General features: G+C 72.6%; 19 protein-coding genes. 9 read left to right on the top strand and 10 right to left on the bottom strand.

The features are described 5' to 3' along the window. Positions 1 to 322 precede the first annotated feature (322 nt). A complete protein-coding gene (locus tag ACZ60Q_RS35365; protein WP_469641674.1) occupies positions 323 to 448 on the bottom strand; it encodes a hypothetical protein in 126 nt (41 codons plus the stop codon). Between the two features lie 80 nt (positions 449 to 528). On the opposite strand from ACZ60Q_RS35365, the gene ACZ60Q_RS35370 reads away from it, so the two are divergent. Beyond that, entirely contained in the window at positions 529 to 939 is a 411-nt protein-coding gene (locus ACZ60Q_RS35370; RefSeq protein WP_469641675.1) for a DUF6027 family protein, read from the top strand. A 19-nt stretch (positions 940 to 958) separates the two neighbouring features. Here ACZ60Q_RS35370 and ACZ60Q_RS35375 read toward each other — a convergent pair whose 3' ends face one another. The 7 genes from ACZ60Q_RS35375 to ACZ60Q_RS35405 are packed head-to-tail and all read right to left on the bottom strand — an operon-like array spanning position 959 to position 8,954. Beyond that, entirely contained in the window at positions 959 to 1,849 is an 891-nt protein-coding gene (locus tag ACZ60Q_RS35375) for a dimethylarginine dimethylaminohydrolase family protein (RefSeq protein WP_469641676.1), read from the bottom strand. 37 nt (positions 1,850 to 1,886) lie between these two features. Beyond that, positions 1,887 to 3,140: a sulfotransferase gene (locus ACZ60Q_RS35380; protein WP_469641677.1), complete on the bottom strand. Its 1,254-nt coding sequence runs from the start codon at positions 3,138 to 3,140 to the stop codon at positions 1,887 to 1,889. After that, the gene (locus ACZ60Q_RS35385) at positions 3,133 to 5,064 is read right to left on the bottom strand and encodes a methyltransferase domain-containing protein (protein WP_469641678.1); all 1,932 of its coding nucleotides are present in this window, start codon (positions 5,062 to 5,064) and stop codon (positions 3,133 to 3,135) included. The genes ACZ60Q_RS35380 and ACZ60Q_RS35385 overlap by 8 nt, the downstream gene beginning before the upstream one ends. Beyond that, complete coding sequence (locus ACZ60Q_RS35390; protein WP_469641679.1) at positions 5,061 to 5,513, bottom strand: rubrerythrin family protein; 453 nt, start codon at positions 5,511 to 5,513, stop codon at positions 5,061 to 5,063. The genes ACZ60Q_RS35385 and ACZ60Q_RS35390 overlap by 4 nt, the downstream gene beginning before the upstream one ends. 1 nt (position 5,514) lies before the next feature. Continuing rightward, on the bottom strand, positions 5,515 to 6,258 hold the full coding sequence (locus ACZ60Q_RS35395) for a class I SAM-dependent methyltransferase (protein ID WP_469641680.1): 744 nt from the start codon (positions 6,256 to 6,258) through the stop codon (positions 5,515 to 5,517). Then, a complete protein-coding gene (locus tag ACZ60Q_RS35400) occupies positions 6,255 to 7,286 on the bottom strand; it encodes a sulfotransferase family protein (RefSeq protein WP_469641681.1) in 1,032 nt (343 codons plus the stop codon). Before ACZ60Q_RS35400 ends, ACZ60Q_RS35395 begins: the two co-directional genes overlap by 4 nt. Positions 7,287 to 7,289: 3 nt before the next feature. Continuing rightward, positions 7,290 to 8,954 (bottom strand): B12-binding domain-containing radical SAM protein, encoded by a 1,665-nt coding sequence (locus tag ACZ60Q_RS35405; protein WP_469641682.1) that lies wholly within the window; start codon positions 8,952 to 8,954, stop codon positions 7,290 to 7,292. A gap of 198 nt (positions 8,955 to 9,152) precedes the next feature. Between ACZ60Q_RS35405 and ACZ60Q_RS35410 the strand changes: the two genes are divergently transcribed. Together ACZ60Q_RS35410 and ACZ60Q_RS35415 are read left to right on the top strand one after the other, a co-directional pair. After that, positions 9,153 to 10,307 carry a sulfatase gene (locus ACZ60Q_RS35410; RefSeq protein WP_469641683.1) on the top strand — a complete coding sequence of 385 codons (1,155 nt, stop codon included), beginning with the start codon at positions 9,153 to 9,155 and terminating at the stop codon, positions 10,305 to 10,307. Beyond that, positions 10,304 to 11,659 carry an MFS transporter gene (locus tag ACZ60Q_RS35415; protein ID WP_469641684.1) on the top strand — a complete coding sequence of 452 codons (1,356 nt, stop codon included), beginning with the start codon at positions 10,304 to 10,306 and terminating at the stop codon, positions 11,657 to 11,659. Before ACZ60Q_RS35410 ends, ACZ60Q_RS35415 begins: the two co-directional genes overlap by 4 nt. On the opposite strand, the gene ACZ60Q_RS35420 is transcribed toward ACZ60Q_RS35415, so the two are convergent. Then, complete coding sequence (locus tag ACZ60Q_RS35420) at positions 11,567 to 12,556, bottom strand: ParB and winged helix-turn-helix domain-containing protein (RefSeq protein WP_469641685.1); 990 nt, start codon at positions 12,554 to 12,556, stop codon at positions 11,567 to 11,569. The two genes, ACZ60Q_RS35415 and ACZ60Q_RS35420, sit on opposite strands and share 93 nt — an antisense overlap. A 343-nt stretch (positions 12,557 to 12,899) precedes the next feature. Between ACZ60Q_RS35420 and ACZ60Q_RS35425 the strand changes: the two genes are divergently transcribed. Genes ACZ60Q_RS35425 through ACZ60Q_RS35450 form a run of 6 tightly spaced genes read left to right on the top strand, consistent with a single transcriptional unit; the run spans position 12,900 to position 25,794 of the window. Continuing rightward, on the top strand, positions 12,900 to 14,546 hold the full coding sequence (locus ACZ60Q_RS35425) for a non-ribosomal peptide synthetase (RefSeq protein ID WP_469641686.1): 1,647 nt from the start codon (positions 12,900 to 12,902) through the stop codon (positions 14,544 to 14,546). Beyond that, entirely contained in the window at positions 14,543 to 15,811 is a 1,269-nt protein-coding gene (locus tag ACZ60Q_RS35430; RefSeq protein ID WP_469641687.1) for an FAD-dependent oxidoreductase, read from the top strand. Before ACZ60Q_RS35425 ends, ACZ60Q_RS35430 begins: the two co-directional genes overlap by 4 nt. Then, on the top strand, positions 15,805 to 16,377 hold the full coding sequence (locus ACZ60Q_RS35435) for a DUF6875 domain-containing protein (RefSeq protein ID WP_469641688.1): 573 nt from the start codon (positions 15,805 to 15,807) through the stop codon (positions 16,375 to 16,377). The genes ACZ60Q_RS35430 and ACZ60Q_RS35435 overlap by 7 nt, the downstream gene beginning before the upstream one ends. Beyond that, positions 16,374 to 23,687 carry a non-ribosomal peptide synthetase gene (locus tag ACZ60Q_RS35440; RefSeq protein ID WP_469641689.1) on the top strand — a complete coding sequence of 2,438 codons (7,314 nt, stop codon included), beginning with the start codon at positions 16,374 to 16,376 and terminating at the stop codon, positions 23,685 to 23,687. The genes ACZ60Q_RS35435 and ACZ60Q_RS35440 overlap by 4 nt, the downstream gene beginning before the upstream one ends. A 2-nt stretch (positions 23,688 to 23,689) precedes the next feature. Further along, entirely contained in the window at positions 23,690 to 24,667 is a 978-nt protein-coding gene (locus ACZ60Q_RS35445) for a class I SAM-dependent methyltransferase (protein ID WP_469641690.1), read from the top strand. Beyond that, the gene (locus tag ACZ60Q_RS35450) at positions 24,664 to 25,794 is read left to right on the top strand and encodes a cytochrome P450 family protein (protein ID WP_469641691.1); all 1,131 of its coding nucleotides are present in this window, start codon (positions 24,664 to 24,666) and stop codon (positions 25,792 to 25,794) included. The genes ACZ60Q_RS35445 and ACZ60Q_RS35450 overlap by 4 nt, the downstream gene beginning before the upstream one ends. 73 nt (positions 25,795 to 25,867) lie before the next feature. On the opposite strand, the gene ACZ60Q_RS35455 is transcribed toward ACZ60Q_RS35450, so the two are convergent. Then, the coding region (locus ACZ60Q_RS35455; protein WP_469641692.1) for a restriction endonuclease at positions 25,868 to 26,439 on the bottom strand (572 nt) is incomplete at its 5' end.

The following is a 26,439-nucleotide window of genomic DNA, read 5'->3' on the forward strand; positions in this document are numbered from 1 at the left end:
CGTGGCGTGACGGGCCTGCCCGGCCGGCGGGGTGTGTGCCGCCCCGGGCGGGAGCCGGGCCCGGCCGTGTGGAACCGTCACGGCCCCGGCGGGTGCGTGGCGGGCCTGCCCGGGGCCGCTTCCGCCCCGGCTTCCGCCCGGGCGCCCCGGCCTCTTCCGCCCCGGCCGCTTCCGCCCGGCCGCTTCCGCCGGGGCGCCCCGGCTTCGCCCGGACGCCCAGGCCGCTTCCGCCCGGGCGCCCCGGCTTTACCCGGACGCCCCGGCCTCTTCCGCCCGGACGCCCCGGCCCTCCCGCCTGTGCCGGAGGGCCGGGGCGCTTGGGTCAGATGCGGTAGCCGAGGCTGCGCAACTGCTGACGGATCGCTTCGTCGTCGGCCGTAGCGGTACCGCTGGCCGCGGCACCCGACTCGGTCGGAACGAGCGCGACTTCCTCCTCACGAAGGTTCACGTTCACTGGATCTCCTTTCTGGTTTCGGTGTTCATCCCTGCCCGGTCGGACAAGCTCGGTGCCGCCCTTAGGGTGGCGGCATGAATGGCGACACGGACGACCTGGCCTACGACACGACCGGTACGCCGGCGGTCCGGCTGCGCCAGTGGGAACGGTGCTGGCCACCGGAGGACCCGCATGCCAACTTCAAGGCGGAGGTCGTCGATTACGGGCTCCTCGATCCGCTGGAGACCGTGCGCGGCATGTCCCGGAACCTGGACATCCCGGTCGGCGCGATCGTCCGGTACGTGCTGGCGAAGTGGGCCACCGGCGGCAGCGGCGGCCTGCTCGAGCTCGGGCCGGTGATGGTGCCGCGCCTGTGGGAGCCGATCGCGGCCGCGGAGGAGGCCGGCTCCGACGAGCAGCGGCTCGCGGCGTACCACCAGCTCCGGCAGATGATCTCCTGGCTGAAGGTGCCGCTGGATGACCCCACGGTGTACCCGGCCCAGTAGCCGGGTACCTGGCCGGCTGTCAGTGCTCACGGCGCAGCACCCCGCTCACGCAGCCGATCCCGCCGGCCGCCCGCAGGTACTCGCCGATGGTGATCTCCTCGACGGCTATACCCGCCCGTTCCAGCGTCCGCCGGATTCCCGGGCAGCCGGCGGGCATCAGGACCCGCCCCGGTGCGAGGACCAGCAGGTTCATCCCGCGCCGTACCAGCAGTTCCTCGTCCGGCGGCAGCGCGATCACCCGGTAGCCGTACTCGGCGAGGAGCGCCGCCAGCTGCGGGGGGCACGCCGCCCGGTGGATGACGGCGGTGGCCGGGCCGAGGAACACGACCGCCCCGAGCAGGTGCTGTACGCCCGGCGCGAGCGGCACGGTCACCACCCGCGCTCCCAGTGTCCCGACGGCCGAGGCGACTTCGGCCGCGCCGGCCGTGTTCGTGCGGAACCCGGTACCGACGATCACCGTCGACGGGTCGATCCACAGTGCGTCGGCGCCCTCGAACAGGGCGGTGCCGGACACGGTGCGCAGGATCGGGAACCCGGCCCCGGCCAGCGCGAGCGCGGCATGCCGTTCCTCGCCGGCCCGCTGTGCCGATGCCATCCGGGCCAGCACCGCCCCGGCCGGTGTCATCCAGAACAGGTCCCGTGCGAACACGACGTTCGGTGTCGCGGCGGGGGAGGCGAGGTGTACCTCGATCCCGTTGTCCCGCAGGCGGTCCGCCAGTGCGTCGTACTGTGCCCGCATCTTCGGGAGATCCACCGGCCCGAGCATGAGTGAGGCTCCCGGCGTTCGTACCGCGGCGATGCTGTCCGGCGGGCGGAGAAGCAGCACCGACCGCAGTACGGCGCTCTCCGACCGGTATCCGCACGGCGCCCATACCTCCCCGGCCGTGACTTCGTCCAGATGCGATGCCACCCGGGGGATCCATCCCGGGCCGCCGTGGGTGCTCGGCTCAGATCCAGTGGTCGTCATGGGTGTAGCCGAGCCTTTCCGCCATGGCGAGCACGTCGGTGCTCAGCGCGGACCGGATGTCTTCCTCGCGCGCCCGCCACCGGCCGGGGCGTGGTTGGGCGGTGGCCACGGTGGCGGCGATACCGCCGGTCGCGGCCCGTTTCAGCGGCCCGTCGAACGGGATCCCCAGCCAGCCGGCGATCTGCTCGACGGCGTCCGCACGGGTGTGCGGAGTGCTGATCAGGTCCTCGAACCGCACCGTGTGATCCGCCCCGTGCGCGAGCACCGCACGGTGGCTCGACAGCCACTGGTGGGCGCAGACTTGGGGCAGGGCGGCGGCGGTGTACGCGGGCCAGTGGGGTGGCAGGTCGAACTTCCACCAGTGCCGGTCGGCGGGGCGCACGTCGGCGTATCCGGTGATGCGCAGCGGTTCGTCCAGCCGGTACGCGTGGAATCCGTGGTGCAGCCACCCGTCGACCAGGCCGTTGACCGACGCGGCCGGGTTCCTGGTCAGGTGCAGTACCCGCAGGCGTGCGTTGGGGAACGCCGCCCGCAGGAAGCCGAGCCGGTAGGCGTTGCCCGGTGTTTTGATCACCAGTGGTTTCGTGGCGAGATCGTGTTCGTCCGCGGGCCGCCACGGGCGGGGCAGGACGAAGGGCGGCTCTTCGAGGAGCACGTCACCGGGCGGCCCGGCCGGCCGTGGTCCCGGTGACTCCCCGGGAAGGTCGTAGTACCACGGGTCCACGCCGGCCCTGCCGGTCAGCGCCCGCGTGAACCGGGGAAGGTCACGGTCCAGTACCGCCTCGGCGGTCCGTACCAGGTCGACGGGATCGAGGTCCAGCCCCGGCCACTGCACGACCAGCCGCCACGCCGCGTCCGCCGCCAGGTTTTCCACGCCGGTGCCGGGAGAGCCCGCGTCCAGTGCCAGTTCCGCCTCGAACAGTGCCCGGGAGTCCGGCGGCAGCCCGTGCCAGTGCGCCGCGTCCAGAGCGTCGGACCCGGTGCCGCTGTGCGGGTGGTCGAGGCCGGCCAGCCGCAGCAGCGGATTCAGCTCACCGCGCAGGTGCAGCAGGTGCGGCGAGGACCGCAGCAGCTCGGAGAGCATGCTCGACCCGCCCCGTGAACTCGACGCGACGACGACGAGATCGCGGACCTTCGTGCGCAGGTGCGGCACCGGTGTGCCCCGCAGCGGCCGCAGCACCTCCAGCCGGCGCACGACCTCGGCGACCGGGCGCTCCACGGTGCGGCTAGGCATGGCCGGGTTTCCGCACCGAGTACACGCACCACCGCCACCGGTCACGTACCGAGCCGTCCGGCAGTACCTCGAACGGGTGCGCGGCACGCACCTCGCGCGGCGCGTCGTAGTAGAGGCGGTAGATCTCCTGCCGGCTCGCCGGTGTCGTCTCGTGGGTGTCGATCCACCGGTCGATCGACTCCCACAGGAAGTACTCCTCCATCTGTACGTCGGTGAACCCGCCGCCGGTGAGCAGCGCCCGGAAGTCCTCCTCGCGGAACATCTGGTACAGCAGTGGCTGCTTCTTCTTGAACACGCGGAACATCCAGAACGCGTCCACGTCCGTGTACGGCACGATCTGCCCGACGATGAACTGCCCGCCCGGCCGCAGCACACGGAAGATCTCCGACACCGGCCGCTCCGGCTGGGGCAGCAGATGCAGTACCTCCCGGGTGACCACGAGGTCGAAGCTGGCGTCGGGGAACGGCAGGTCGTAGACGGTGCCCTGGTGCACGACGTCCAGCCGGGTGGCGGCGAGCGCGGCCATCTCCGGGGTGAGGTCCAGCCCGACCATCTCGCCGACCCGGCCGCGGAACGCGCCGCCGACGACACCGCTGCCGCAGCACACGTCCAGCATCCGCGCGTCCGGCGCCACCGCGCACAGCTGTGCGTGCTTGCCGAGGAGGTCCTCGTCGGTGAGCCAGGCGCACGAGTCGTGCCAGTCCTTCGAGCGGATCCCGAACTGCCGCTGGTAGACCGCGTAGTCGACCTCGACGGCCCGGGTCCGGGAGCGGGCCGTCCGCCCGGCCAGCCGCGCGGCGAGCCGGGCCCGGCTCGCGTCGACGGCCCGTTCGGCGATGCGGCGGGCCAGCTCCGGGTCGGCCGCCAGTGCCCGCCGTACCTGCTCGGTGACGACGTCGAACACGCGGGCGCCCGCGTCGTCGTTGCGCAGGGTGCGTTTGGTCTGGCCGTCGAACCGCGCGTCCGGGATCCGGATCGCGATCACCGCGGTCAGCCCCTCCAGGATGTCGACCACGGTCATCCTGTCCGCGGACCGGCCCAGGTGGCCGGCCACCACCCCGGCCAGCGCACCGCGCAGGGCCTCCACATGCGACCCGCCCAGATCGGTGCGGATGGTGTTGACGTAGCTGAAGATCTGCTCCGCGTACCCCTCGGTCCACTGGACGGCGGCGTCGATCACGCACCCGTCGCCGGCCCAGGTGACGGTGGCCGGCTCGGCGTGCACCTTCTCGGCGTCGCGGGCACGGTACGCGAGCAGGCCCCGCACCCCGGCCCTCTCGCACAGCGACTCGTGCCGCCCGGTGCGGTGGTCGGTGAGCTCGACCCGCAGCCCCGGGTGCAGGTACGCGATGTCGAGCAGCCGGGCGTGCACCAGGTCCGCGTCCAGGACACAGGAGGAGAAGATCTCCGGGTCCGGGCAGAACCACACCCGGGTGCCGTGGCGGCCGCTGTCGCCGGCCCGCTCGAGCGGCGCCCGGACCGAGCCCCGGGCGAACGACTCGCTGTGGTGCGCGCCGTCGCGCCACACGTCCAGCCGCAACCACTGGGACAACGCGTTCACGCAGGCCAGACCGACGCCGTGCAGCCCGGCCGAGGTCGCGTACGAGGAGTGGTCGAACTTGCCCCCCGAGTGCAGGGTGGTGAGCACGAGCTCACACGCCGGGATCCCGGCCTCCGGGTGCGGGCCGGTGGGGATGCCCCGGCCGTCGTCGGTGACCGAGCAGGAACCGTCGCCGTGCAGCTCCACCGAGATCGTGCCGCAGTGCCCGGCGGCGGCCTCGTCCACGGCGTTGTCGACCAGTTCGAACACCAGGTGGTGGGCGCCGTCCGGGCCGGTCGACCCGACGTACATCGACGGGTTGCGGCGCACCGCCTCCAGCCCGGAGTAGAGGGTGATCGCCTCGGCGGTGTAGTCGGTGGTCATGGCGCTCCGTTCCCGGCGGACCGCGGCTCGGCCAGCCCGGTGAGGGCCTGCTCCAGCCGGTCCACGTGCGTCTTCTTCAGCGTGCACAGTGTCTCCAGCCAGCTCGCCAGATCGGCCACGCCGTCCGTGTGGGCCCGCGCCGCCAGGCCGGGGTAGCGTTCGGTGGCCTCCCCGAGGTCGCCGCTGATCGCCGCTGCGAGGTTGCGGCGGGTGTCGCCGAGCGGGTGGCCGGTGCCCGGATCGTCACCGCCCAGCAGGTCGCGCAGCACATCCAGGTGCCCGTGGGCGGCGCAGGCCACGCTCTCGGCAAGCTCGCCGAACACCCGGGCCGCCTCGGCGTGGCCCTCGATCCCGGCGATCCGCGCGCAGTAGGTGTACCGTGCCGCGGTGGCCGCCTCGGCGAGGAACGCGGCCCGCACCCCGTCGGCGAGACACTGCTCGGGTTCCATGTCAGACCCTCGTTCCCGAGGCGACGACGAACAGCATGTGGTCGGTGATCCGCCCGTCCGCCCCGGCCACCGAGTGCCGTGCGCGGAAGGCGGGCGACGCCTTCCCGTAGCAATCCCGGATGGCCTCCCGCGCGTCCTCACCGATCGCACCGTTGTCCGACCACACGTCCACGTCCTCCACCGACACATACCGCTGGGAGCGCACCGGGTCGCACCCCGCGCCGGCGAGCAGCGCCTCGACATCGCCGGGCCGGAAGAAGTGCCGCCGGGCCGGGTTGCGCAGCCGCAGGATCTCGAAGTACTCCTCACGGTCGTCGTCCCCGTAGGCGCACAGGTGGCTCAGCACGACCCGCCCGCCCGGCCGGGTCACCCGCACCATCTCCCGCACCGCGTCCGGCAGCGCCATGAACTGGATCCCCTGACGGCACACCACGATGTCGAACGTGCCGTCACCGAACGGCAGTTCCTCCGCCGGGACGATCACCAGTTCATCGAGCACGCCGCGCGCCTGCTCGGCCATCTCCGGCGTGATGTCCACACCGGCCAGCCGCCGCACCCGCCCGGCGAACAGCTTCGACACCAGTCCGGTGCCGCACGCCACGTCCAGGACCGCGTCGCCCGGCCGGGGCGAGGCCGCGGACAGCATCAGCTCGCCGAGCGCGTCGTCGGTGCACCACGCACTGGACCGGTCGTAGGTGCCCGCCCGGTCGGCGAAGTGCGTGCGCACTCTTCCCGTTTCGTTCATCTGCTCTCTCCTGCCGGAACCGGGACGCGACCCGGCCTCGCGCGGCGGCGCAGCCGCAGGACGACGGCGTCGCGCCGCCAGCGCCGGAAGTGGTTGCGGTCGGTGCACAGTGATCGCGCCTCCACCGCCAGCCGCACCGCGCACCCGCGCAGCGCGACGCCGAGCGGGCCGGGAGCCGGTTCGGCCGGCGAGGCCCCGTCGAACGGGTAGCGAAGCCTCTCCATCGCCCGCCCGGTCACGCTCTCCACCTGCCGCCGCTCCCGGTCGGACAGCCCCCGCCGGTGGGTGCCGATCCGGGCCGTGGTGATCGGGTCGCCCGCCGTGCGCCAGGACGCCGACAGCGACGCGGTCACCCGGGCGTTGCCACGGAGGTGGTGCGCCAGCATCGCGGGCTCGACCGCCTCACCGATGAAGTCGCAGACCGCCCGGATCTCCCGCTCGGGCGCGGACACCAAATCCTCGTACCGCACCAGGCGCACCACCCCGGGCCCCCACCGCTCCAGGGCCGCACGGGCGAGCTCCTGCTCGGCCGCCCACCGCAGTGCCATCCGGTAGGGGTGGCAGTAGCCGAACACGGCCCGCTTCGCCGACGCGACCACATCGCGGGGATCGCGCACCAGCCACAGAAACCGTGCGTCCGGGAGCCCGGCGAGGACCTCGTCGACGTGCTCGACCATGAACGTGCTCTTGCACCCCCACCGGGCCGCGCCCTCCGCGACGCGGTACTGGTCGTAGATCGCCGACACCACCCCGAACAGCGACGGCGCCTTTCCGCTCACGGCCGCCTCGGCCACCGCGGCCCGGTCGATCACGTGCGGCCACGGGTGGATGTGGCTGCGCAGCAGCCACATCGCGTCGTCCACCATCGCCTCGACGTCACCGTCGTAGGGGATGCCGGACAGGTACCGCATGAAGTGCGGCGGGTGCGGGACCGCGATCCGCGAGTGCGCGTCGAGCACCAGCCGCAGCAGGTTCGACCCGGAGCGCTCGGTCCCGATGATCAGGATCGGGCCGTCCTGAGCGGACACCGCTCAGGCCCCGGCCGTGAGCTTCTTCGCACCGCAGTCCATCAGAGTGCTCCCCACCCTGGCCACCTCGGCGTCGGCCACCTTGTCCAGTGTGTAATGCTCGGAACCGGGAACCAGGGGCGCGGCGGCGGAACTCCAGTCCGCGCGCCAGCCGGTCCCGGCATACGACGTCGACCGCTCGGTACCGTCGGCCGGCTGCGGGTCGAAGTACTGGAAGTGCTCCGGCCAGTGCTGGAAGTCCATCACCGGGCCGGGCTGATAGGCGTCGTACACCCGCTTGTACGCGTCCCGGCAGACCTGCTCGGGCAGCCCGCTCACATTCAGGAACTCGTCCTCGTGCAGCGCCTGTTCGATCGACAGCCAGTTCAGGTGGTCGACCTCGCTGCGGATCACCTTGTTCCGCACCGCGTCCTGGTACACCGTCGTACCGGGCATCGCCGACAGGTACTTCACCCGGGTCACATGGTTGTACTGCTCGGCGAACTGCACCATGTCCGACAGGGATTCCTCGGTCTCGTTCGGCAGACCGACGATGAGCAGCGACCCGAACCGCACGCCGCCGTCGAACGTGGTGCGCATCGCACGGACCGTCAGGTTCTCGCTGCTGCCCTTGCGGGCCTCGCGCAGCACCTCGCGGCCCAGCGACTCCACGCCGTACAGGATGATGTCGGCACCCGCCTCCCGCATCGCGTCGATGCGCGGCACGTCCATGTCGGCGCACCGGGTCAGACAGGTCCAGCGCAGATCGTGCTGGGAGATCACGTCGCACATCTCGATGGTCTGGCCGCGGTGCGAGCTGAACGTGAGGTCGACGAAGAAGCAGAACTCCACGCCGTACTGGGTTTTCAGCCAGTCGAGGTCGCGGTCCATCTTCTCCGGCGACTTCGCCCGCACCTGCGGGGTGGTGCGATAGCAGAACGAGCAGTCCATCTTGCAGCCACGGCTGTAGGACGAGATCACCTGCGGCTGCATACCGAGCGGCGACCGCGACTGGGGCCACAGGTCGAGCCGCATCCTGGGCAGCGCGTCGAGATCCATCATCTGGCCGCGCGGCGCCGTGCGGCGCGCGTTGCCCTTCTCGTCCCGGTAGCAGATGCCCTTGACGGCCGGGAGATCCCGCTGCCACGAACCGCGGGCGTAACTCTCCATCAGCTCCAGGATGGTGATCTCGCCCTCGCTGATCACCGCGATATCGCAGTCGGTGTCCGACATGAACACCGACGGAGCGGAAGTGACCAGCGAGCCGCCGCAGATGATCGGTATGTCCGGGTGCGACTCGCGGACCATCGCCATCAGCGTGCGGCAGAACGGGAAGTTGTCCTCGAACGTGCACACACCGAGCACGTCGGTGCCTTCGATGATCTGCTCGTACGCCGCCCGCAGCGGGTCCGGGGTGTAGCGGACATCCACGATGCGCACCGGGTACCCGGCGTTGTGCAGCACGGTCGAGATGTACGTCGCACCCTCATAGGGTGAGGTGAGGAAGAACTCCCAGCCGCGCGGCATGGTGAACGGCGAGGGCCCGACGATGAGGGTGAACCGCGGCAGCGCGGGATCGGCCGGCACCGGTTCGGCGTCCTGGTTGCGCATCTGCTCGATGTAACGCTGGTCGACGCTGCCGTTCGCGTCGGCATACAGCTCCAGGGCCAGGGATAACTTGCGCGCCATGTGAATTCTCCCTCGCGTCACGGTCGTGGACGCTCCGCCGGGAAACTGTAGTGGCGGGATGTGCTGTTCAGCACGGGTGTTCATCCCGCACCGCACGGGTGTTCATGCCGCACCGTTCGCCGTTGTCGTACGCGGGGAGCCCGTTGCTAGCCTGCGGTGCCGCTGGCTCTCGACAGAGGAATACATGAGGAATCCCCGGTGACCACACAGCCGAACATCCTGTTCATCTCCCTGGACACCGTGCGCGCCGACGTGGCCTATTCGGGGAAGTACCCCGGCGTGGAGCGGCTGCGCGCGGGCGGAGCCAGCTTCACCCAGGCGATCTCCTCGTGCCCCCTGACACCGGTCAGCCACGCCACGGTGTTCACCGGACTCCAGCCGCCCCGCCACGGAGTGCGGCACCTGTTCCGCGAAGCACTGGACAAGCGGGTGCCGACACTGGCGGAGTGCCTGTCGGCGGCCGGGTACACGACCGGCGCCGTGGTGTCCTGCCCCGGCCTGAACCAGTGGTACGGGATCGACCGCGGGTTCGACTTCTACGACGACGAGATCCCGCTGCTGCCGGACGGCCGGGACCCGCTGTCGGTCGGCGACGTGAAACTGCGCGGGCTGGCGCTCAAGCGCGCGCCGCTGGTGGCCGAACGCGCCACCCGCTGGCTCCAGTCGCTGGACGGCACCGCCCCGTTCTTCCTGTTCGCGCACTTCTTCGACGCGCACTGGCCCTACGAACCGCCCGAGGACGTCGGCATCGAGGTGGCGAACCCGTACGAAGGCGAGATCGCCTACACCGACCACTACGTCCAGCAACTGCTGCACCGCATCGCCGAGATGGGCCACGACATCGAATCGATGCTGGTGGTGTGCTTCTCCGATCACGGCGAGGACCTGGCCGGGTGGTACCCCAACGACCACGCCGGCGACCTCGGCCACCCCTACGAGGAGGGCCACGGCTGCCTGCTGTTCGACGCGACCCAGCACGTGCCGCTCATCATCAGCGGCCCCGGGGTGCCGGCGGGGATGAGCGTGGACAGCCAGGTGCGGCTGGTCGACATCATGCCGACGGTGCTCGACCACCTCGGGCTGGACCCGCGGCCCTCGGACGGTGCCTCACTGACCGAGTTCTTCGCGGGCGGCACCGGGGCATCCCGCGAGGCGTACTCGGAGACCTACTTCCCGCAGGAGCGGGCCGCCGCCTCCGACGACTACCCGGACCTGAAGGCACTGCACGCGGTGCGGGCCGACGGGCGGAAGGTGATCTGGGAGGCCGACGGGCACCAGGTATGGGCCTACGACCTCGCCGCCGATCCCCACGAACTCGGCGGGCGGCTTCTCGTGTCCGACGAGGACGCGTGAAACCAGGGGCGGCCCCGGTGCCCCGTCCGGTCCGCCGGGTGCTGATCGCGAGCACGATCGGCACCGCCATCGAGTGGTACGACTTCTTCCTCTACGCGACGGCGTCCGCGCTGGTGTTCGGCCCGCTGTTCTTCCCGGGAACATCAGCCGCCGGCGGTGTCCTCGCCTCGTTCGCCACCTACGCGGCCGGATTCGTCGCGCGCCCGCTGGGCGGCCTGCTGTTCGGCCACTTCGGCGACCGGGTGGGCCGCAAGTCGATGATGGTGTGGACACTGCTCGTCATGGGCATCGCCACGTTCGGTATCGGCCTGCTGCCCACCTACGACACGGCCGGTGTCCTCGCACCGGTCCTGCTGGTGACGCTGCGCGTCGCGCAGGGAATCGGCATCGGCGGCGAATGGGGAAGCGCGGTGCTGCTCAGCACCGAACACGGCCCGCCCGAACGCCGGGGCTTTTTCAGCAGCTGGCCCGCGATGGGCTTCGCGGTGGCGCTGCTCGGCAGCAACCTGACCTTCGTACTGATTTCCAACCTGCCCGAGGAGGACTTCCTGACCTGGGGATGGCGGCTGCCGTTCCTGGCATCGAGCGTCCTGGTCGGCATCGGTATCTGGGTCCGGCTGGGGGTCGGGGAGACACCGGAGTTCGTGCGCGGCCGGGCAGAGAACCACGCCGCCCGGGTACCGGTGATCACGGTGCTGCGGCGGTGGCCGCGCCGCGTGGTGATCGGCATTCTCGCCTCGCTCGGCACCGGGTCGGTGATCGCGATGTTCACCGTGTTCCTGGTGGCGCACGCGGCGAAGGCCGGGCCGGAGGCACGGTCGACCGTGATGACCTGGCTGATGATCGCCGCCCTGGGAGAGTGCGTGACACTGCCGGTGTTCGGCGCACTGTCCGACCGGTTCGGCCGCCGGCCGGTCATGATCTTCGGCTACGTGGTCGCGGTGCTGGCGATGATCCCGGCGGGCGCCTGGCTGTCCTCGGGCGATCCGACACTGGTCGCCCTGGTGCTCATCCCCGCGCTGACCATCGCACACGGCGCGATCTACGGTGGCCTGGCGGCGTTCCTGGTGGACCTGTTCCCGACCATGGTGCGGTTCTCCGCGATCGCCGTGACCTACCAGGTGGGCGTCACCGTCTCCAGCTTCTGGCCGCTGGTCGCGGCCGCGATCACCGGCAGCTCCTCCGGACTGCTCCCGGTGGTCGCACTGTTCGCGGTGGTCGAGGCGGCGGCGGCGATCGCCGTGGCGTGCGCGCCGCACTCACGCGCTGACCTCGACCTCGCCGCGGACCCGGCAGGCGAGCGCCGACCAGTCGGCCGCGCAGTCCATGGCCAGGTCGGCGACCACCGGTGACCAGCGATGGGGGACGGCGGCGGCGAGGCGGTCCCACTGCGCGGCGTCCAGGGTGTTGGCGTCGAGCAGCCGCAGGAGCGCGCGGCCGATATCGGAGAACCGCAACGACGGATCGGTGCGCAGCGAAAGCAGGAACCGGTCACGTTCGGCGCGAGGCGTGCCGTTGGTGACGTTGTCACCGCCGGTTTTCTCGCCCGGTACGCTGCTTTCCGCACGGTGCCCGGCGGAAAGACGATGCCGCGACGGAACGGGATCCTCGCCGCGCCGCATTCTTTCCCGGACATCCCGGGAGGTGCCGACCGATATTCCGGCGATCCGGGCGATCTCCCGCAAAGAAAGATCTGGATTGTTCGAAATCGCCCTACTCGCAATCATCCGCCCGTGGGAGGCGTCGAGTGGCCGCACTTTCCCGTCGCGGCCCAGACGGGTGTTCAACTGAGTCATTTCCCCGGTTGAACACTGCCGGATCGAGGCCACCGTCCTGGCGGACAGCCCGGCTGTCGACGCGATCAGGCGGTCCGACAGATGCGGATGCGACGAGAGGATCCGGGAGGCGGCGGCGGTACGGTCGGCCAGCGTCAGCGGCAGCCCCTGCGTCACGTTGGCGCTCACGGCCAGCACGAACGCGTCCTCCTCGGAACCGTCGACGAACCGCACACCGATGGTGGCGTCCCCCCGCAGCCTGGCCGCGCGCAGGCGGTGCACACCGTCGACCACCTGCATGGTCGGCCGGTGCACGAGGATCGGCGGGAGGCCGTCCGGGCACTGCGCGAGCGCGCTGACGTGGTCGGGGCTGGACCCGGCGACCCGCACGAGAAGCGTTTCGGCCACCCGGCCGACCGGCACGAACACCAGTGGTGTGTCCCCGGACCGCGTACCCGGCGATGTCCCGCTCATCCGAACTCCTCCAGATGGGCCAACCCCATTTCCGGGCACGGCCTGGTCACGCCCGGCAGTGCGCAACTGACCAGGTCCCGGGAAGCAGCTACAAGATACTGGCCAGGTTATGGCGCCGAACAGACCGCCGAGGACAAAGATTCCATGAGCAATTTCTCACGATTGCCATTACGGCCGGCACATCGGATGAGCACCAAAATAAGCGCCCTCTCCGCCTCGTTGACACCGATCCGCATCATGGGACAGAGTTCCCCCCGTTCCTAATGGATTTCCGTGGGTCACGGAGTGTGAAACCGCAGTGGACGCGCGATTGAATACGGTGAATCCCCTACCGGCCGAGACAATGGTGGGGATGTTCCGGCGCCAGGTCGCCCGGGCCCCGGAGTCGACCGCGGTTGCCGCCGCTGACGACACGCTCTCCTACGGCGAGCTCGACGCCCGCGCCCGCGCGGTGGCGGGCGGGCTGCGAGACCGCGGGGTCGGGCCGGACGACATCGTCGCCGTCGCGATCCCGCGCGGCACGGACATGGTGGTAGCCGTGCTCGCCGTGCTCACCGCGGGAGCCGCGTACCTGCCGCTCGACCCCGCCCAGCCGCCGGACCGGGTGGCCGCCGTGCTGGCCGACGCCCGCCCCGCCCTGGTGCTGACGCCGGGGGAGCTGCGGGCACTGGAGGCCGCGGCACCCGGGCCCGCCGCCCCGGTGGCGGACCCCGACCCGGCGTGCGCCGCCTACGTCATCTACACCTCCGGCTCGACCGGAAAGCCCAAAGGCGTAATCGTCCCCCACACGGGAATCACCCGCCTCGTCGCGGCGCAACGCGAACGCTTCGGCGCCCGGCCGGGCGCCCGGGTGCTGCAGTACGCGTCGGTCGGCTTCGACGTGGCCGTCGCCGACCTGTGCATGGCACTGCTCACCGGGGCCACGCTCGTTCTCGCGCCGCCCGGGGGCCTTCCGCCCGGCGAACCCTTCGCCCGGTTCATCGCCGAGCACGGCGTCACCCATGTGTGCATGCCGCCGAGCGCGCTCGCCACCCAGCCGGACCTCGCGCTGCCTTCGGTCACCTGCCTGATCGTCGCGGGGGAGGCACCGGGACCGGACCTCGTCGCCCGGTGGTCCGCCGGCCGCCGGATGATCAACGCCTACGGCCCGACCGAGACGACCGCGTGCGCCACCATGAGCGCCCCGCTCACCGGCGGCCCGGTGGCCCCGATCGGGGCGGCGATCCCCGGCACCGAACTACGGGTGCTGGACGGGACATGCGCCCCGGCCGCCGAGGGCGAGCTGTACATCGGCGGCGCCGGGGTCGCGCGCGGCTATCTGGGCCGCCCCGGGGCGACCTCGCAACGGTTCGTCGCCGACCCGTGGGGTCCGCCCGGGTCGCGCATGTTCCGCACCGGCGACCTGGTCCGCGTACTGCCGGACGGTGACCTGCTGTTCCTCGGCCGGGCCGACGACCAGGTGAAGATCCGCGGCCACCGGGTCGAACCGGCCGAGGTGGAGGCCGCACTCGGCGCTCACCCGGCGGTGGCGCGGGCAGCGGTCATCGCCCGCTCCGGACCGCTCGGCACCTACCTGGTGGGCTACGTGGTGCCGCACAGGGCGAGCGTGCCGGACCTGCGCGCGCACCTCGCCGAGCGGCTGCCGGCCCACCTCGTCCCCGACCTGATCGAGGTGGTCGGGCACTTCCCGCTGACCCCCAACGGAAAACTGGACCGGACCGCGTTCGCCGAACCCGCCCAGCGGCCCCCGGGCACGCTCGCCGACGACCTCACCCGGCTGTTCGCCGAGGTGCTGTCGGTGGATCCGGTCGCACCGGACGACGACTTCTTCGCCCTCGGCGGCACCTCGCTCATGGCCACCGCCCTGGTCAGCCGGATCCGGGTCGAACTGGCCGTGGACGCGTCCGTGGCCACCGTGTTCGACGCCTCCACACCCGCCGGCCTCGCCAAAGTCCTGTCCCCGGCGGCCCCGGCCGGGGGGCGGACATGAACATCGTCATCGTCGGGGCGGGCATGGCCGGAACCATGCTGGCGATCCGGCTGGCCCGCCGCGGCCACCAGGTGGACGTGGTGGAGCGGCGCGGCGACCCGCGCCGCACCAACGGCCCGGACACCGCCTCGATCAGCATCGGACTGTCCGAACGCGGACGGGCGGCGCTGCGCGACATCGGCCTCCTCGAACAAGCCCTGGCCAAAGCGGTTCCCATGCACGGGCGGATCGTCCACCACAACGGCCGGGTCACCTACCAGCCCTACGGCACCGACGACACCGAGGTACTGCACTCCGTCCGCCGCCACGACCTCAACATCACCCTGCTCGACGCCGCCGCATCCGATCCCCGGGTACGGCTCTGGTTCGGGCACCGCGTCACCGGCCTGGCCGGCACCCAGGTACGGACCCCGGCCCGCACGTTCCCGGCCGATCTCGTCGTCGGCGCGGACGGCGCGTACTCGACCGTCCGCGCCCACCTGCACCGCCAGGTACGCGCCCAGTTCCACCAGACACATCTGGACTGGGGCTACCGGGAGTTCACCATCCCGGCCGCCGACCGGCCGGAGGCACTGCACGTGTGGCCGGGCAGACGGGGACTGGTGGTGGCACACCCCAACCCGGACGGATCACTGACCGGCACCGTGTTCCTGCCCTTCGACGGCGACACCGGGTTCTCGGGGCTGCGCGACCCCGCACGGGCCGGAGCGTTCCTGACCGAGGAGTTCGGCGACCTGACCCATCTGGTGCCCGACCTGGTCACACAGTTCCTCGCGCACCAGCCGGGCAGCCTGGTGTCGGTGCGCACCGCACCGTGGCAGCACGACCGTGTCGTCCTCGTCGGCGACGCCGCGCACGCCGTGTTCCCGTTCTACGGCCAGGGAATGAACGCCGCGTTCGAGGACTGCGCGGTCCTCGACGCATGTCTCGCCGAGTACCCCCCCAGCGACGCGCTCACCGCGTTCGAGGCCCGCCGCCGCCCGCACACCGACGTGCTCGCCGAGCTCTCCGCCCGCAACTTCGTCGAGCTGCGCGACCGGGTGCGCTCACCGGTGTTCCTCGCCCGCAAACGGATCGACTTCGCGCTCGGCCGCCTCATACCGGGGTGGCGGACCCTGTACGCGATGATCAGCCACAGCAGCCTCCCGTACGGCGACGCCCTCGCCCGGGCCCGCCGCCAGGACCGCCTCCTCGGCGGACTCGCCGGGCTCGGCGCGGTCACACTGCTCGCCGCGGCACGGCGGAAGCGGAGCGGGAGATGCTGAGCCACCCCACGGGCGACGTCACCCTGTTCGAACCGGACCACCCCGACCTGCCCGCCGCCGCCCAGGTGGTCCTGGCGTGGACACGGTCCTACCTGTGCCGGCCGCACCCCGACCTGGGACGGGGCGGCGACGTCTGCCCGTACACAGCTCTCTCGCTGGAACGGGGCGGGCTCTTCCTCGCCGTACACCCCGGACAGCCGGACCTGCGGGCGGTGATGACCGCCTACCGCGACTGGTTCCCCGACCTGCCGCCGCGTGAGGGACCCCAGGCCAGATACCGGACGGTCCTGGTGGTACTGCCCGACGTCACACCCGGGGAGATCGACCGCACACAGCGGGACCTGAAACCCGCATTCGTGGAACGCGGCCTGATGATCGGTGAGTTCCACCCGGGACCACCCTCCGCGCCCGGCCTGTGGAACGCGGACTTCCGGCCGATGCGCAGCCCGCTGCCCCTGCTGGCGGTGCGGCACATGGTGGCCGCCGACGCACCGTTCCTCCAGACGGACCCGGAACATCTGGCGGCCTACCGAAGCCGGTTCGGAGACCGGGGAGCCTACCGATGACCCTCCCCCTCCCGCCCGGGGCCCGGCGCCTGTGGTTCCTCGAGGCCTTCGCCGACGGCGCACCCCTGCACAACAACCCCGCGGTGTTCCGGCTGGCCGGCCCCGTATCGGCAGACGCGCTCCGGCGCGCGGCGGATCTGGTTCTCGCCCGGCACCCGGCACTGCGCACCACATTCGACGAGGCCGAGGGCGAACCGGCCGGACGGGTGGGCCCGGCAGGCGCCGCGGACCTCGTGGTGCGGACGGTGCCGGCCGCCGACGCCGAGGCATTCGCCGCACGGGCCGCACGGGAGCCGTTCGACCTGCGCACCGGACCGTTGTTCCGGATCCGGCTCGGCCGGATCACACCGACCGACCACATACTGGTGATCAACACGCACCACACGGTCGTCGACGGCAGGTCACTGTCGGTGCTGTGCGGGGAGATCAGCGCCCTGTACGCCGACCCGGCCCGGCCACTGCCGGACCCCGCAGCACCGCCGGACACCATCGACCACGACCCGTCCCGCCGGGCGTCCGAGCTGGACGGCGCGCCGGACCTGCTCACCCTGCCCACCGACCGGCCCCGCCCCAGGATGCGCGCCTTCCGGGGGGAGCTGCGCCGCCACACCGTCCCCGAAGGACTCACCGCGCGGGTCGACGCGCTCGCCCGCGCCACCCGCGCCACCCGGTTCGTCGTACTGCAGGCCGCCTACGCCGCCACGCTGGGCACGACAGCGGGCCAGGACGACGTAGTGGTCGCCACCCTGGTGTCCGGCCGGCCCGGGCCGGAGTACGCCGACGCCGTCGGCATGTTCGTGAACCCGGTGCCGCTGCGGGTGGGAATCGGCGGCGATCCGACGTTCCGCGAACTGGTGGCCAGAGCCCGCCGCGCGGTCGCGGCGGGACTGGGCGGCGCGGCAGTCCCGTTCGACCGGATCGTCGAGGCGGCCGGCGCCTCCCGCGACCCGAGCCACGCACCACTGTGCCAGGCGCACCTCGTGATGCAGGACCCACCCCAGCTGCTGCTCCCCGGCGTGCGGGCCGACCGGATGCTGCCGGACACGGGCACCGCCGACGTCGACCTCACCGTGATGGTGGAGTCCGGCGGCGCGGAGATGGCCGTGGTCACCGAACACGACACCGACCTGTTCGACGGTACGACGGTCGACGGTATCGCCGGGCGGCTGCTGGCCCTGCTGGACCGTGCGTGCGCCGGCCCCGACCGCCGGCTGTCGGCGCTGACGGCCACGCCGCCGCCGGTGGCGGCGGCCGCACCGGCGGCCGGCGCTCCGGCGCCGTCGACCGTGCTGGAGCTGATCCGGTTCGCCGCGGACGGCCTCGCGGTGGGTGAGCTGTCCTACGCCGAACTGGAGCGCCGTTCGGCGGCGCTGGCCTCGGTGCTGCGGGCCAAGGGCGCCGGGCCGGAGGCGTGGGTCGCGGTGGACCTGCCGCGCGGCACGGACCTGGTGGTGGCCATCCTCGGGATCTGGCGGGCGGGCGCGGTGTACGTGCCGGTGGAACCGCTGTGGCCCGAGCCCAGGCGCCGGGCCGTCACCGAGGCCGCCCACGTCGTGCTGACCGGGATCGGGGACCTGCCGGAGGAGTTCGAGCGCGTCGACCCCCTCATCGTGCCGGAGTCGCTGGCGTACGTGTTCCACACGTCCGGGTCGACCGGCCGCCCGAAGGCGGTGGGCGTGCCGCACCGCGCGGTGGCCGGGATGCTGGCCCGGTCGGCGGCGCTGGTGGGGCTGCGCGCCGGGGACGTGGTGGCGGCGATGATCTCCCCGGCGTTCGACATCTCGGTGTGGGAACTGGTGGCACCGCTGACGGTGGGCGCCCGGGTGGTGGCCCTGCCGCCCCAGACCGTGGTGGACGGTCCCGCGCTGGCGCGCCGCCTGACGGCCGAGGCGGTCACCGTCCTCCAGGTCACCCCGTCGGTGTGGGCGGTGCTGGTGGCGGCCGGAGGCGTGCCGCAGCGCGTGCGGGTCCGGGTGTCGATCGGGGAGGTCCTGACGCCGGAACTGGCCGGGCCGCTGGCCGGGCCGCCGGGCGGGGCCGAACTGTGGAACGCGTACGGCCCGACCGAGACGACGATCTGGTCGACCGCCGGGCGGGTACGGCACGGCAGCCGCTTCGGCATCGGCGACCCGCTCGACGGGGTGGCCGTGTACCTGCTGAACGCGGGCCTGCGACCGGTTGACGACGACGTGGCCGGCGAGGTGTACCTGGGCGGGTTCCCGCTGGCGCGCGGCTATCTCGGCGCACCCGGCCGGACGGCGGCGAGGTTCGTCGCCGACCCGTTCTCACCGGTTCCCGGCGCCCGCATGTACGCGACGGGCGACCTGGCGCGGCGCCGGCCGGACGGTGTCGTGGAGTTCGTCGGGCGGGTGGACGCACAGCTCAAGGTGCGTGGCCACCGGGTGGAACCGGCCGAGGTGGAAGCGGCGCTGCGGGCGGACCCGGAGGTCGCCGACGCCCGCGTGGCCGGTGACGGCGACCGCCTGGTCGCCTACGTGATCCCGGCCGCCGGGCGGCCCCGCTGGCCGAGGGTACGGGAGCGGCTGAGCCGTGTCCTTCCCGCCTACCTGGTGCCGTCGGCGATGGTGTCCGTGGACGCGTTCCCGTTGACCAGCTCCGGAAAGCTGAACATACGCGCCCTGCCCCCACCGGCGCAGGATGCCGCCGCCTCTGACCCCCACCCGGGTCTGGAGACCACGATCGCCGGGATCTTCGCGCGCCTGCTGGCACGCCCGGTGAGCCGCGACGACGATTTCTTCCTGTCCGGCGGCCATTCCCTGGCGGCGGTGAAGGCCGTCGCCAGGATCCGGGCGGCGGCCGGCGCGGAGGTGACGATCAGAACCCTGTTCGCCCACCCCACCGTCGCGGCCCTGGCCACCGCGATCGAGACGGGCCAGAACAATCCCGACACTCCGGAAATCCCGGATGCTCCGGATATCCCCGCCCCGGCACCCGCTCCACCGGGGCGGCTGTCCGGCCCGCAGCACGGACTGTGGATCACCCACCAGGCGGGCCAGGACAACGGCGCCTACACCGTGCACGCCGCGTTCCGCCTGGAGGGCGCACTCGACGAGGCGGACCTGCGCACCAGGTTCGCCCACACCCTGGCCACCCACCCCGTCCTGCGGTCGGCGGTCGTCGTCCATGACAACATCCCGCAGCTGAACGCGGCGCCCTGCACGGACGAGCTGCCGGCGAGGGCCTGGCGCACCACCGACCTGAGCACTCACACGGACCCGTGGCCCCAGGCCGAACGCCTGGCCGCCCGGGACGCCGACCACCCCTTCGACCTGACCCGGCGCCCGCTGGTGCGAGCCCACCTGATCAGAACCGCCCCCACGACCCACCTCCTGGCGATCACCGCCCACCACATCATCTGCGACGACACATCGCTGTCGATCCTGCTGAGAACCCTGACCACCGCGGACCCGCTCTCCTCACCCCTGTCCGGTGCCACGGACGCCCAGGGGCAAAGGACCGCGCCCAGCACGGAGACCAGCGCACCCGGACTACCGATCCCCACGCCGGCCCCCGCGGGCCCACGGCGACGGACCACCGAATTCTGGGCCGGAACACTCCGCGACGCCCCGCCTGCCTCCGGACCCCCGCCCGACCACCCGTACGGCACCGCCTGGGACCCCACACCGGGCGGATCGCCGCACCCGCAATCCGGGCCCGGCCCCGCTCACCCCCACCGCGCGGGCACCGCCCCCGGCGCCACCCACCGGTTCACCATCCCGGCCGGACTCGCCCGCCGCTTCGCCACCTGGTGCCGGGGCGAGCGGGCCACCACCTTCGCCGGTCTCCTGGCCGTCCTCGCCATCGTCTCCTCCACCCGGGACGGCGGTGACGACCTCGTCGTCGGCACCCCGGTCAGCACCCGCCCCGCCGGGCGGGACGACGCGATCGGCATGTTCGTCACGACCCTCCCGCTCCGGCTCCGCACGAACCGCCGAGCCACCCCCCGCGACCTGCTCGCCGACGCCACCGCGATGGTGGCCGACGCGATGGACCACGCCGACATCTCCCTGGCCGACATCCTCACCACGGTCCCCACCCCACGGCAGGACCACCCCCTGTTCCGGACAATGCTGGTCCTCAACCGCGAGACGGCCCCCGTCACCTTCACCGGCCTGACCACCACCCCGCTGCCGATCGACCGCGCCACCAGCCGTTTCGACCTCACCCTCCACATCAGGGAACGCGAGGGCGACTGGCCCGCCCTCATCGACCACCGCACCGACCGCTACGAGGCGGACACCATCACCAGGATCGCCGACCAGGTGCTGGCGGTCATGGAGACCGTGGTCCGCCACCCCGGTCTCCCCCTGTCCCACCTGGACCTGTTGTCCCCGGCCGACAGCGCCGCCCACACCACCCTCGGCACCCGGCCCGAGCCGGCCTCCCCCGGTGCACCGCACACACCTCTCCCCGGCCCGGCCGTCCACACCCCAGGGCCCGCCACGACCGTCGTGGACCTGATCGCGGCCCGCACCGCCCGCACCCCCGACGCCACCGCCGTCCTCGACCTCGCCGCCACCCCCCTCACCTACCGCGACCTGGACCGCAGATCCTCAGCCCTCGCCCACCACCTGCGCGAGGCCGGCATCCGCAGCGAGGACCCGGTCGCGATCACCATCCCCTCCAGCGCCGACGCGATCATCGCGATCCTCGGCGTGCTCAAGGCGGGCGGCTGCTTCGTCCCCATCGACCCCGCCCAGCCGCCCTCCCGCCAGCACGCCCTGATCACCGCCTGCGGCGCGAGGACCGTCCTGACCCGCGACACCCTCCCCGCCACCGGCCACCACGAACCCCCACCCATCCACCCCTCCCAGCTCGCCTACGTTGTCCACACCTCCGGCTCCACCGGCGAACCCAAGGGCGTCGAAGTCCAGCACGACACCCTCCTCAACCTCACCACCGCGTTCATCGCCGAACACGGCCTCAACCCCGAACACCGCCTCCTCATGGTCCCGCCCCCGCACTTCGACGCCGCGTTCGGCGACATCTTCCCGGTCCTCGCGGCCGGGGCCACCCTCGTCATCCACCCCGACCCGGGCAGCCTCACCGGACCGGACCTCCTCAAGCTCTGCGTCGAGCACCAACTGTCCGCGGTGGACACCGCGGCCCCCCTCTGGCAGCGCTGGGTGGCCGATCTCGCCGGGGAACGCCTCCCGCTGAAGATCATGATGGTCGGCGGCGACACCGTCCCGGCGGCGGCCGTCCGCGCGTGGGCCAAGCACGGCATCCCCCTCCACAACCACTACGGCCCGACGGAAGCCACCGTCTGCGCGACCAGCCACCGCACCACCGACGGCCACGAGCACCCCACCCGACTGCCGATCGGCCGCCCGCTGCGACACGTCCGCGTCCACCTCCTCGACCCGACCCTGCGCCGGGTGCCCGTCGGCGTGGTCGGCGAGATCTACATCGGAGGAACGGCCCCCGCCCGGGGATACCGGGGAAACCCGGCCGCGACCGCCGCGGCGTTCCTCGCCGACCCCTACGGCGCCCACCCCGGCGCCCGCATGTACCGGACCGGCGACCTCGCGAGGCTGAACCCGCACGGCACACTCGAATTCGTCGGCCGGGCCGACGACCAGGTCAAGATCCGCGGCAACCGGGTGGAGCCGGGGGAGGTAGCGGCCGTGCTCACCGCGCACCCGGCCGTCACGGAGGCCGTGGTGGTGGCCAGGGGCGACCGCCTCATCGGCTACGTCGGCGCCCCGGCCCCGACCACACCCACCCGCAACGCACCCGGTCCGGCCACCCCCGGCCCGCGGGCCGCCCTCCCCGACCCTCCCGCCCTGCGCGCCTTCTGCGCGAGCCGCCTGCCCGCACATCTCGTGCCGGACACCGTGGTCGTCCTCGACGCCCTACCCACCACAAGCACCGGCAAGGTCGACAACACCGCCCTCCCCGAACCCCCCACCACCCCCCGCGCCCCGGCGGACCCGCCCCGGACCGCCACCGAACGGGCCGTCGCCACCATCTTCGCCACCGTTCTCGACCAGTCCGACGTGGACCGCACCGCGGACTTCTTCACCATCGGCGGGCACTCCCTCATCGCCGCCCACGTCCTCGCCGCCGTCCGCGACCGCCTCGGCGTCACGGTGCCGATGCGCACCCTGTTCACCGCCCCCACCGTGGCGGCGTTCGCGGCAGCCATCGACGACGGTGCCCCGGCAGACCCGCCCACCGCCGACCAGTTGCGCGCCGACGCCGTCCCCCCACCCGAAATCCGTCTCCGCCCCCTCCACCCACCCGCCACCCCCCCGCCCGGCACGCCACGCCGGATCCTGCTCACCGGCGCCACCGGCTTCCTCGGCCGCCACCTCCTCGACCAGCTCCTGACCCGGACCGACGCCCGGATCCACTGCCTCGTCCGCCAGAGCTCGATCGGCCGGCTCCCGGCCACCGACCGCGTGATACCCGTCCCCGGCGACCTCTCCGCACCCGGCCTCGGCCTGTCCACGCAGGACCACGACACCCTCACGACCATGGACGCGATCTACCACAACGCCGCCGTGCCGCACTTCGCCGCCCCCTACAACACCCTCAAACCCGCCCACGTCGACGCCACCGCCGCGATCCTGCGCCTGGCCGGCGACAGCGGCGCCCCCCTGCACCTGATCTCCACCCTCGGCGTCTTCCTCGGCGACGCCTACGACGGCCGCCTCATCACCGAGGCCGACACCCCCACCGACCCGAGCGGCCTCACCAGCGGCTACGACCTCAGCAAATGGGTGGCCGACGCCATGGCCACCGCCGCCCGCGACCACGGCCTGCCCGTCTCGATCCACCGCATCGCGGCCATCGTCGGCGACACCGCCACCGGCGCCGCCGCCCCGCGCTCCGCGTTCAGCCGCTGGCTCACCGGATGCATCGCCGCAGGCGCCGTCCCGGACACCACCGAGGTGCTCGACATGGTGCCCGTGGACACGGTGGCCGCCGCGGTCGTCGCACTCTCCCAGACCCCCGACCACCCCTGCCGGAACCACCACTACCACGGCGACGGCGGCCTCACCCGTACCGCACTCGCCGCCGCCCTCACCTCGGCCGGCCACCCGACCGAGGTGATGCCCTACCACCGATGGCGGGAGCGGATGCTCGCCGACCCGGCCGGGCCCTTCGCCCCGCTCGCCTTCTCCCTGCCCGAACACCCCCGCCCGCACCCGCGGTTCGACTGCTCCCGCACCTGGGCCGCCGCGGCCGGGGCGGGAGTGGGGTTCCCCCCGGCCAACGAGCGAATGCTGCGCAGGCACCTGGACTTCCTCACCGGTGCCGGCGCACTTTCCGGAAGTGGATGACCATGCCCTTGCCCGAAGAATCCCCCGGTGTCCCCGCTCCGGTACTGGACCGGCTCGGCGCGGCCGGGTACCGGGCCATGATCGCCGGTATCCGGCTCGGGGTGTTCACCGCGCTGGAAGCCGGCCCCCGGTCCGTCGAAGAGCTGGCCACCACGATCGGCGGTGACCCGGCCGGGGTACGCAGCCTGGTGAACGTCCTGGTGAACTCCGGCTACCTGCGGCACGACGAGAACGGGGTCACGACCACAACGACGCCCGGCCCCGTGGACGCCGAACTGTTCTGGCACGAGGTCCTGTTCGAGCACTGGGCCGACATCGAGGACACCATCCGTACCGGCACGCCCCGCCGAGGCTTCTACACCTGGCTGAGCGAGCGCCCCGCCTCCGGGGCCCGCCTGCGCCGGATGCTCGCCGGCGCCGCAGTGGACCTGGCCGACGACATCGCCGCCGCGCTGCCCCCAGCGGCGACCGTCCTGGACATCGGGGGCGGCCACGGCGACCACGCCGTCGAACTGTGCCGCCGCCGCCCGGACGTGCGGATCACCGTCTTCGACCTGCCCGAGACGATCACGGCCCTGCGCGAAGACGCCCCGCCGGACCGGGTGACGGCGCGGGCAGGCGACTACCTCACCGACGACCTCGGCACCGGGCACGACCTGGTCCTGCTGTTCAACGTCCTGCACGGCCACCGCCCCGAGGAATGCCGCGAACTGTTCCGGCGCGCGGCGAAATCGCTGTCCCCCACGGGAAGCATCGCCATCCTCGACCACGACCGCGAACCACAGGCCGCACTGGGCCCGGCCGCAGCCGGATTCCTCGGCATGTTCGACCTGACCCTGTGGCAGGGACACGGCGGCGCCGTGCACCGCTACACCGACCTCACGGCATGGCTGGGCGAGGCCGGGCTCACCCAGACGCGGGTCGTGCCGCTCGCCGCGTCCCCGCTGGAGAAGCTGCTGATCGCCGGCCGGCCGTCATGACCGCCGACCCGTACCCGGGCTACGCCTGGCTACGCGAGCACGACCCGGTCTGCCCCGTCGACGGCCCGAACATCCCGGGCCGGATGTGGCTGGTGACCCGGTACGACGACGTCCGCGCCTGCCTGGCCGACCGCCGCCTGGGCAGCGCCGCCCCGGCCGGCCCCGACCCGCACCCGCCCGGCCTGTCCCATCTGGACGATCCCGGACACGCCAGGCTGCGCCGGCTCATCGCCGCGGCGTTCACCCCCGCCGCAGTGTCCCGCCTGCGCGATCGCACCACCCGGACCTGCGCGCACGCCATCGAGTCATTCGCCGGGCGGGGGCGCGCGGACCTCGTGGCCGAGTACACCCGCAAGATCCCGGTCGCCGTCATGCACGACCTGCTCGGCGTCCCGGAAGCCGAGCGCGCGCCCGCCGCCGACGTCCTGGACATGTGGTACCGCGCGAAGTTCCAGCAGCCGCGCGACGAACAGAAACTGGCCGAGGTGCTGGATTACGTCCACAAGCTGGTGGCCTACAAACGATCGCACCCCGGAGACGACCTGCCGACGCGGCTGATCGAGTCGGGCGCGCTGACCGGGGACGAGCTGGAGGTGATGGTCATGACACTGATCGGCGCCGGCCACATCACCACGATCCAGTTCCTCGGAACCACCATCCTGCGCCTGCTCGGCCACCCCGGCCGACGAACCGCCCTGCTCGGCGGCGACATCGACTGGTCCCGGGCGGTCAACGAGCTGCTGCGCCTGGACTCGCCGTCGCACGTGGCGGAGTACCGGTACGCGGGCGAGGACATGACGATCGCGGACGCCCGCGTGGCGGAGGGCGACGTGGTGCTGCTGTCGCTGGCGGCGGCGAACCGCGACCCGAACCGGTTCCCCGACCCCGCCACCCTGGACCTCACCCGCGATGCCCGCCCGCACCTCGCGTTCGGCCACGGCGCGCACACCTGCCTGGGCAGCCATCTGGTGAAGCTGGAGACGGAAATAGCGATCACCACGCTGTTCGGCCGCCTGCCGGACCTGACCCTGGACATCCCGAGCGGCGACGTCGACTGGGGCTACGCCCCGACGTTCCGCGGCCCCCACACCCTCCCGGTCACCTTCACCCCCCCCATGAGCCGATAACCCCGTCCCCGCCGGGGGACGCGACGGATGAGCGGGCGTGAGATACGGACCGGGCGACCGGACGCGGCGGAGGCTACCGGCTTCTGCGGGGGGCGGGGATCTTCGGGAGGATCTCCCACAGCGGCCGTCCCCCGCCCGCCCAGGCCGCCAGGGTCCGCCGGTCGGCCAGGTGCATGTGCAGCTGAGCGGCCAGCGGCGCGCACCGCGTGGAGAACCGGCCGTTGGTGACGACCAGGACGATGTCGGCACCGTGGAGCTGGCGGGCGGTGCCGTTCACCCGCTGCAGGTCCGGAGTGCCGACGGCTGAGCCGCGGTCGCCGTCCTTACGGTGCTTGCACTGGATGACCCAGGTCCGGCCCAGCGGGTCGGTGGCCAGCACATCGGCACCGTTGTCCCCGGCCCCGCCGATCTGGCGGGCATCGGTACACCCGTCGCGCCGCATCAGGTCCCGGACCGCGTACTCGAAGTCCCGGTGGTGCAGAGCGTCCAGTTGCGGCAGCGCGTAGCGCAGGGCCTGCCGGTGAACGCGGTCCCATGTCCGTCGCTGCTGAGCTTGTTCTTTTTCTTTCGGCCTCGAACGGTGACTCGTACTGGGTCGCTCACCTGGGGGTTCGCCGGACGTGGGGGCGGCCTTCGTCTGATCAT

The organism is Streptomyces sp. NPDC104313 (assembly GCF_055583985.1).

Excerpts from the sequence above, each read along its gene's own strand:
- ACZ60Q_RS35370 (WP_469641675.1), top strand. The coding sequence starts at position 529 with ATGAATGGCGACACGGACGACCTGGCCTACGACACGACCGGTACGCCG.
- ACZ60Q_RS35380 (WP_469641677.1), bottom strand. The coding sequence starts at position 3,140 with ATGCCTAGCCGCACCGTGGAGCGCCCGGTCGCCGAGGTCGTGCGCCGG.
- ACZ60Q_RS35385 (WP_469641678.1), bottom strand. The coding sequence starts at position 5,064 with ATGACCACCGACTACACCGCCGAGGCGATCACCCTCTACTCCGGGCTG.
- ACZ60Q_RS35440 (WP_469641689.1), top strand. The coding sequence starts at position 16,374 with ATGACCCTCCCCCTCCCGCCCGGGGCCCGGCGCCTGTGGTTCCTCGAG.
- ACZ60Q_RS35445 (WP_469641690.1), top strand. The coding sequence starts at position 23,690 with ATGCCCTTGCCCGAAGAATCCCCCGGTGTCCCCGCTCCGGTACTGGAC.
- ACZ60Q_RS35450 (WP_469641691.1), top strand. The coding sequence starts at position 24,664 with ATGACCGCCGACCCGTACCCGGGCTACGCCTGGCTACGCGAGCACGAC.
- ACZ60Q_RS35390 (WP_469641679.1), bottom strand. The coding sequence starts at position 5,513 with ATGGAACCCGAGCAGTGTCTCGCCGACGGGGTGCGGGCCGCGTTCCTC.
- ACZ60Q_RS35435 (WP_469641688.1), top strand. The coding sequence starts at position 15,805 with ATGCTGAGCCACCCCACGGGCGACGTCACCCTGTTCGAACCGGACCAC.
- ACZ60Q_RS35420 (WP_469641685.1), bottom strand. The coding sequence starts at position 12,556 with ATGAGCGGGACATCGCCGGGTACGCGGTCCGGGGACACACCACTGGTG.
- ACZ60Q_RS35430 (WP_469641687.1), top strand. The coding sequence starts at position 14,543 with ATGAACATCGTCATCGTCGGGGCGGGCATGGCCGGAACCATGCTGGCG.
- ACZ60Q_RS35425 (WP_469641686.1), top strand. The coding sequence starts at position 12,900 with ATGGTGGGGATGTTCCGGCGCCAGGTCGCCCGGGCCCCGGAGTCGACC.
- ACZ60Q_RS35405 (WP_469641682.1), bottom strand. The coding sequence starts at position 8,954 with ATGGCGCGCAAGTTATCCCTGGCCCTGGAGCTGTATGCCGACGCGAAC.
- ACZ60Q_RS35395 (WP_469641680.1), bottom strand. The coding sequence starts at position 6,258 with ATGAACGAAACGGGAAGAGTGCGCACGCACTTCGCCGACCGGGCGGGC.